We start from the raw sequence: 6962 nt of genomic DNA, 5'->3' as shown, positions 1-6962 counted from the left end.
ACACAATTGATGGTGCGAGCCAGTAACAGTGCGGGCGAGACGCAACCGCTGCGAGCTGACTGGAACCCTAGTGGCTACCGCCGCAATGTCATAGAAACCAGCCACGTGACTGTCGCCTGAGGGGCCCGCATGAAACTCATGAAACGCATGACTACCTTGCTCTGCGCGGCTCAGGTTTGTTTGGCAACCCTGGCTAGTGCAGCGCCACTGTCGATCACGTTGCCGCCGGAAACGGCTGTGCTCAAGCCCAATGCGCTGCCTGGTTATCAGCTGGCCCAGCAGAAATGTGCCACCTGTCACTCGGCGGATTACATCAACTTCCAGCCTCCTGGCATGAGCCTGGCGCAATGGACGGCAGAAGCGGGCAAGATGCAGAAGGTGTATGGGGCTCCGATCAGCGATCAGGATGTGAGCATGATCGGCGTCTACCTTGCGGTGACCTACGGTAGTGCTCATACGAACGATGCCGATGTGCAGGCGGCCTCGAGCCCGACGGCAAGCCAGCCCCCGGCGGCGCCTGCCGCAAAATCCGATGCCATGGCTCTGCTCCAGAACAACGCCTGTCTGTCCTGCCACGCGATCGATCATAAGGTCGTAGGCCCGGCTTATCACGATGTGGCTGCCAAGTACGCCAATGATCCACAGGCGCTGGTCAAGGTTACGTCCAGCATTCAGCACGGTGGTGCCGGCAAATGGGGGGATATCCCGATGCCGCCTTTTGCGCAGTTGAGCCCGGACGATCTGCAAACCCTGACTACGTTTATATTGAAGCAGTAAASTCATTCCCGGCTTGGCTCTGCCGGGAACCTGCCCTCTGATGGTTGTATCCACCAAAGTCCGATGGAACGCCAGAAACGAAAAAACCCGCCTGAGAAGGCGGGTTTTTTCGGCGTTTCAGAGATTTTGAAAACTTTCTCTGAACCTTGTATGGCTCCACGACCTGGACTCGAACCAGGGACCCAGTGATTAACAGTCACTTGCTCTACCAACTGAGCTATCGCGGAATGGCGCCTATGTTACTGATTCAAAAAGAGAAGTCAAGCGCCGGATAGCAACATGGGCAATTCGTCGGGACCAGCGGTGGTTTATCGGCCATGGGCGGTTACCAGATTCGTCCCAGAGGTCTACCATGGCCGCCCGGAAGTGGTAACACGCGCTGCCGGCCATTCGCCGAAAAGGTACGCGCCATGAATCACCCAACCTGCACACCTCACAACAATGGGGTGTTCGTATGAGCATCGCTCAGATCAGCTTGCCCAAAGGTGTCGGCCCCCACGCCGAAAAACTGTTCGACGCAATCACGCAGGCCAGCACCGCTGAGGAGTTGAACCGTGCCGGCGGCAAGGCCGAGGGTTTTGTTCTGGGCCTGGAAAGCACCAAAGCGATCAAGAGTCAGATTGCCGAGTCGCTCTATGTCGCCTATGACGACGCCGCCAGTCAGCGTGCCGCCGAACTGGCTTAACCGCCGAAGGTAAAGGTGCCGAGCATCATTTTGGCGTAGAGCGTCGTGGCGGCCAGTTGCACCAGCCACAAGGCCAGGCCGCCGAGAAATACACCCGCAGCAACTTGCATTACCAGGTTACTGCCGCGTTTGGCCGGGGTGCGAGGCACGAAGTGGTCCAGCTCATCGCGGTCTGCGCGTAGGTCATCGTTTTTCATGGGTTTCTCGCAAAATTCCTGGATGTACACAAAACCTGTAGGAGCTGGCTTGCCAGCGATGAGGCCATCACATTCAACATTGTTGTTGGCTGGGCGACCGCTTTCGCTGGCAAGCCAGCTCCTACATTTTGAATGGTGGGGAGTTTAGAGGGCGCAGTCGCTGCTTTGAAAACTATCTGCCACAAATAAAAAACGGGAAGCCAATCGGCTTCCCGTTTTTCATATCACCGGACGACTCAGATCACCTGAACGATGGCCTTGGTCACCACGTCGATGTTGCTCTGGTTCAGCGCAGCCACGCAGATGCGGCCGGTGTCCAGGGCGTAGATGCCGAACTCGGTGCGCAGGCGGGTGACTTGCTCAACCGTCAGGCCGGAGTAGGAGAACATGCCGCGCTGACGGCCGACAAAGCTGAAGTCGCGATGCGGGGCGTTTTTCGCCAGCAGATCCACCATCTGGATGCGCATGCCGCGAATCCGCAGGCGCATTTCAGCCAGTTCTTCTTCCCACTGGGCGCGCAGGACCGGACTGTTCAGCACAGCGGCGACAATGCTTGCACCGTGGGTTGGCGGGTTGGAGTAGTTGGTGCGGATCACGCGTTTGACTTGCGACAGCACGCGCGCGCTTTCTTCTTTCGATTCGCTGACGATCGACAGGGCGCCAACGCGCTCGCCGTACAGCGAGAACGATTTGGAGAACGAGCTGGACACGAAGAACGTCAGGCCCGATTCAGCGAACAGGCGCACAGCAGCGGCGTCTTCATCGATGCCATCGCCAAAGCCCTGATAAGCCATGTCGAGGAACGGCACRTGGCCTTTGGCTTTGACGACTTCCAGCACGTTGTTCCAGTCCGCCGGGCTCAGGTCCACGCCGGTCGGGTTGTGGCAGCAGGCGTGCAGCACAACGATCGAGCCGGAGGGCAGGGCGTTCAGGTCTTCCAGCAGGCCGGCACGGTTAACGTCGTKGGTCGCGGCGTCGTAGTAGCGATAGTTCTGCACCGGGAAGCCGGCAGTTTCGAACAGTGCGCGGTGGTTTTCCCAGCTTGGGTCGCTGATCGCCACGACCGCGTTCGGCAGCAGTTGCTTGAGGAAGTCGGCACCGATTTTCAGTGCGCCGGTACCGCCCACAGCCTGGGTAGTGATGACGCGGCCAGCGGCGATCAGTGGCGAGTCATTGCCGAACAGCAGTTTCTGCACAGCCTGGTCGTAGGCAGCGATGCCATCGATTGGCAAGTAGCCACGTGAAGCGTGTTGAGCGACGCGAATCGTCTCGGCTTCGACAACGGCGCGCAGGAGTGGAATTCGCCCCTCCTCGTTGCAATAAACACCGACCCCCAGGTTGACCTTGTTGGTACGGGTATCGGCGTTGAATGCTTCGTTGAGGCCCAGGATTGGATCGCGTGGTGCCATTTCGACAGCGGAGAACAGGCTCATTTTTGCGGCGGCTCTGAATGGAGAGTGGAGGGACGTGTGGCGCTCCAGCCGAATGCACTAGAGCGGTGCACAAACGGGGAGCTAGTATAGAGGCCATCGGCGACCGATGGCGACAGACGTTTCGGCTTTTCCGCTAAGTTTTTTCGATTATTTTTCGACCGTTAGTCGATTCGCGTCGTCAAAGGATTCACGGGATGTAGGACGTTTGCCTTGAAAGACCAGGCAATCGACTCCACATTGAGCACAATCCAGTTTTTTCCTCGGGCGACGTCGGTCGTTTGTGGTCTTTCTCGTTGCTGTCCGGTTTGACCGGTCAGGCGCGACCCCAGGGGTATCGAATGTCTGAATTCCAGCTAGTCACCCGCTTCGAGCCCGCCGGCGATCAGCCGGAAGCCATCCGCCTGATGGTGGAAGGCATCGAAGCCGGGCTGGCGCACCAGACGTTGCTCGGTGTGACAGGCTCCGGCAAGACCTTCAGCATCGCCAACGTGATCGCGCAAGTGCAGCGTCCGACCCTGGTGCTGGCACCGAACAAGACCCTGGCGGCGCAGTTGTACGGAGAGTTCAAGGCGTTTTTCCCGAACAACGCGGTGGAGTACTTCGTTTCCTACTACGACTATTACCAGCCCGAAGCCTACGTGCCGTCGTCCGACACCTTCATCGAGAAAGACGCCTCGATCAACGACCACATCGAGCAGATGCGCCTGTCCGCGACCAAGGCGTTGCTGGAGCGCAAAGACGCGATCATCGTCACCACCGTGTCGTGCATCTACGGTCTGGGTAGCCCGGAAACCTATTTGAAAATGGTGTTGCACGTGGATCGCGGCGACAAACTCGATCAGCGTGCCTTGCTGCGTCGCCTGGCGGACTTGCAATACACCCGCAACGACATGGACTTCGCCCGTGCAACCTTCCGGGTTCGGGGTGATGTGATTGATATCCACCCGGCGGAATCCGATTTTGAAGCGATCCGCATCGAGCTGTTCGATGACGAGGTCGAGAGTCTGTCAGCTTTCGATCCGCTGACCGGCGAAGTGATCCGCAAGCTGCCACGCTTCACGTTCTATCCGAAAAGCCACTACGTGACGCCGCGAGAAACCCTGCTCGGCGCCATCGAAGGGATCAAGGTCGAGTTGCAGGAGCGTCTGGATTACCTGCGTACCAACAACAAACTGGTTGAAGCCCAGCGTCTGGAGCAGCGCACCCGCTTCGATCTGGAGATGATCCTCGAGCTGGGTTATTGCAACGGTATCGAAAACTACTCGCGCTACCTGTCTGGCCGTGAATCCGGTCAGGCGCCGCCGACGTTGTTCGACTACCTGCCGGCCGACGCGTTGTTGGTGATCGACGAATCTCACGTCAGCGTGCCGCAAGTGGGCGCCATGTATAAGGGCGACCGTTCGCGTAAAGAGACGCTGGTGGAATACGGTTTCCGCCTGCCGTCGGCGCTGGATAACCGGCCGATGCGTTTTGACGAGTTTGAAAGTATCAGCCCGCAGACGATTTTTGTCTCGGCGACGCCCGGAAATTACGAGGCAGAGCATGCAGGCCGCGTCGTTGAGCAGTTGGTGCGGCCGACGGGGCTGGTCGATCCGCAAATCGAGATCCGCCCGGCGCTGACCCAGGTCGACGACTTGCTCTCGGAAATCGGCAAGCGCGTGGCGCTGGAAGAGCGGGTTTTGGTCACGACCCTGACCAAGCGCATGTCTGAGGATTTGACCGATTACCTGGCCGACCACGGTGTTCGTGTGCGTTATCTCCACTCGGATATCGACACCGTGGAGCGGGTGGAAATCATTCGCGATTTGCGCCTCGGTACGTTCGATGTGCTGGTGGGGATCAACCTGCTGCGTGAAGGCCTGGACATGCCGGAAGTGTCGCTGGTGGCGATTCTCGATGCGGACAAGGAAGGCTTCCTGCGCTCCGAGCGCTCGCTGATCCAGACCATCGGCCGGGCGGCGCGTAACCTCAACGGTCGGGCAATTTTGTACGCCGACCGTATCACCGGCTCCATGGAGCGGGCGATCGGCGAAACCGAGCGTCGTCGCGACAAACAGATCGCTTTCAACCTGGCCAACGGCATCACGCCCAAGGGCGTGTTCAAGGACGTCGCCGACATCATGGAAGGCGCCACTGTGCCGGGTTCGCGCAGCAAGAAGCGCAAAGGCATGGCCAAGGCTGCCGAGGAAAGCGCCAAGTACGAGGCCGAACTGCGCTCGCCCGGCGAGATCGCCAAGCGCATCAAAGCCTTGGAAGAGAAGATGTATGCGTTGGCGCGTGATCTGGAGTTTGAAGCCGCGGCACAGATGCGCGATGAGATTGGCAAGTTGCGGGAGCGGTTGATCACTGTCTGAGATGTGCAGTGGCTGACAGACCGTCATCGCGAGCAAGCTCGGCTCYTACAGGTGATCACCAAACCTGTARGAGCCGAGCTTGCTCGCGATGGCGGCAGATGGGTCACTGAAAATGCCCGCTAGTGCGCCTCACCAACCTTAATCCCCTCCGGCAATTTCTTGGTCAGCAAGATCGCCAGCATGCTCACCCCCAGCGCAATCCCGACAAAGTGAAACGCATCGTTGTAGGCCATGATCGACGCCTGCTGATGCGCAATCTCACTGATTTTACCCAACGCCGCCGTCTCATTGCCCAGGCGGTCCGCTATCGACGCCAGCCGCTCCGCCACCTGCGGATTGCTTGGCACGATGGCTTCGCGCAAATAATCAAAGTAAGTCTTGGTTCGCGCATCCAGCAGGGTGGCGAGGAGGGCGATGCCAATCGCGCCGCCGAGGTTGCGCAAGATGTTGAACAGGCTCGACGCCGAGCCCGCGTCCTGCGGTAGGATGTACGCCGTGGCAATCAGCGAAATGGTGACCATGATCAAAGGCTGGCCCATCGCGCGAAGGAGCTGGATCTGATTGAACTGCGGCCCGGCAAAGTCCGGGTTCAGCACCCCCGAATAAAAACTCGCCAGCCCGAACAACCCGAAACCCAACGTACACAGCCACTTCGGCGAAATGTACTTCATCAGCTTGGGCACCAGCGGAATCAGAAACAGCTGCGGCACGCCCATCCACATGATCACTTCGCCGATCTGCAGGGCGTTGTAGTTCTGGATCTGCGCCAGGTACAGCGGCAACAGGAAAATCGAGCCATACAGCCCGACGCCCATCCCCAGGCTGGAAATGCTCGTCAAGCCGAAATTGCGGTTGCGCAGGATGCCCAGGTTGATCAGCGGGTTGGGCCTGGAGACTTGCACGATCACAAAGGTGATCAGGCTGATCAGTGCGATGCTGCCCAGGGTCACGATMRGGTTCGACTCCAGCCAGTCTTTGCGGTGGCCTTCTTCCAGAAACACCTGCAAACAACCGAGGCCGACGCCGAGGGTGAGAATGCCCATGTAGTCGGTGCTTTTCAGTAATTCCCAATGCGCTTCCTTCTTCTCCAGACCATACATCAGGCCGGCGATCATGATCAGGCCCGGTGGTACGTTGATGTAGAAAATGTACTCCCAGCCCCAGTTTTCAGTCAGCCAGCCGCCCAGTGTCGGGCCGATGGAAGGCGCGAAGGTGGCGGTCATGGCGAACATGGCCATGCCTTTGGCGCGGTGGTGTTCAGGGAGCTTGATCAGCGTGAGGGTGAACGCCAGCGGGATCAGCGCGCCGCCGGTGAAGCCCTGCAAGGCACGGAAGACGATCATGCTTTCCAGGCTCCACGCCATCGAGCACAACAGCGAGGCGACGAGGAAGCCCATTGACACCCAGACCGCCAGTCGTCGCGCGGACAGCAACTGCACCAGCCAGGCAGTCAGCGGGATCATGATGATTTCCGCCACCAGGTACGAGGTGGAAATCCACGAGCCTTCTTCCAGGG

The 6962-nt window shown here is 59.0% G+C and carries 6 protein-coding genes and 1 tRNA gene; 3 read left to right on the top strand and 4 right to left on the bottom strand.

Going from position 1 to position 6962, the window contains the following annotated elements:
• Nucleotides 1-129: 129 nt before the first annotated feature.
• Nucleotides 130-777, top strand: coding sequence for a SorB family sulfite dehydrogenase c-type cytochrome subunit (sorB, locus tag AC1DSG_RS25135; protein ID WP_477793309.1), 648 nt, complete (start codon nucleotides 130-132; stop codon nucleotides 775-777).
• Between the two features lie 151 nt (nucleotides 778-928).
• Here sorB and AC1DSG_RS25130 read toward each other — a convergent pair.
• Nucleotides 929-1004 (bottom strand) — tRNA-Asn (locus tag AC1DSG_RS25130).
• 227 nt (nucleotides 1005-1231) lie between these two features.
• On the opposite strand from AC1DSG_RS25130, the gene AC1DSG_RS25125 reads away from it, so the two are divergent.
• Nucleotides 1232-1462: a hypothetical protein gene (locus AC1DSG_RS25125; protein ID WP_477793308.1), complete on the top strand. Its 231-nt coding sequence runs from the start codon at nucleotides 1232-1234 to the stop codon at nucleotides 1460-1462.
• Here the strand turns inward: AC1DSG_RS25125 and AC1DSG_RS25120 are convergent.
• Nucleotides 1459-1659, bottom strand: coding sequence for a hypothetical protein (locus tag AC1DSG_RS25120; protein ID WP_477793307.1), 201 nt, complete (start codon nucleotides 1657-1659; stop codon nucleotides 1459-1461). The two genes, AC1DSG_RS25125 and AC1DSG_RS25120, sit on opposite strands and share 4 nt — an antisense overlap.
• A gap of 236 nt (nucleotides 1660-1895) precedes the next feature.
• Nucleotides 1896-3092, bottom strand: a complete 1197-nt coding sequence (locus AC1DSG_RS25115; protein ID WP_477793306.1) for an amino acid aminotransferase — start codon at nucleotides 3090-3092, stop codon at nucleotides 1896-1898.
• Between the two features lie 338 nt (nucleotides 3093-3430).
• Between AC1DSG_RS25115 and uvrB the strand changes: the two genes are divergently transcribed.
• Nucleotides 3431-5446: an excinuclease ABC subunit UvrB gene (gene uvrB, locus AC1DSG_RS25110; protein ID WP_477793305.1), complete on the top strand. Its 2016-nt coding sequence runs from the start codon at nucleotides 3431-3433 to the stop codon at nucleotides 5444-5446.
• Nucleotides 5447-5565: 119 nt separating this feature from the next.
• Here uvrB and AC1DSG_RS25105 read toward each other — a convergent pair.
• On the bottom strand, nucleotides 5566-6962 hold a 1397-nt coding region (locus tag AC1DSG_RS25105), incomplete at its 5' end, for an MDR family MFS transporter (protein WP_477793304.1).

It is taken from the genome of Pseudomonas sp. P5_A12, from assembly GCF_056400685.1.
This window is presented reverse-complemented; position numbering and strand designations above follow the sequence as displayed.

Coding starts and splice junctions, on each gene's coding strand:
- AC1DSG_RS25120 (WP_477793307.1), bottom strand. CDS start 1,659: ATGAAAAACGATGACCTACGCGCAGACCGCGATGAGCTGGACCACTTC.
- uvrB (WP_477793305.1), top strand. CDS start 3,431: ATGTCTGAATTCCAGCTAGTCACCCGCTTCGAGCCCGCCGGCGATCAG.
- sorB (WP_477793309.1), top strand. CDS start 130: ATGAAACTCATGAAACGCATGACTACCTTGCTCTGCGCGGCTCAGGTT.
- AC1DSG_RS25125 (WP_477793308.1), top strand. CDS start 1,232: ATGAGCATCGCTCAGATCAGCTTGCCCAAAGGTGTCGGCCCCCACGCC.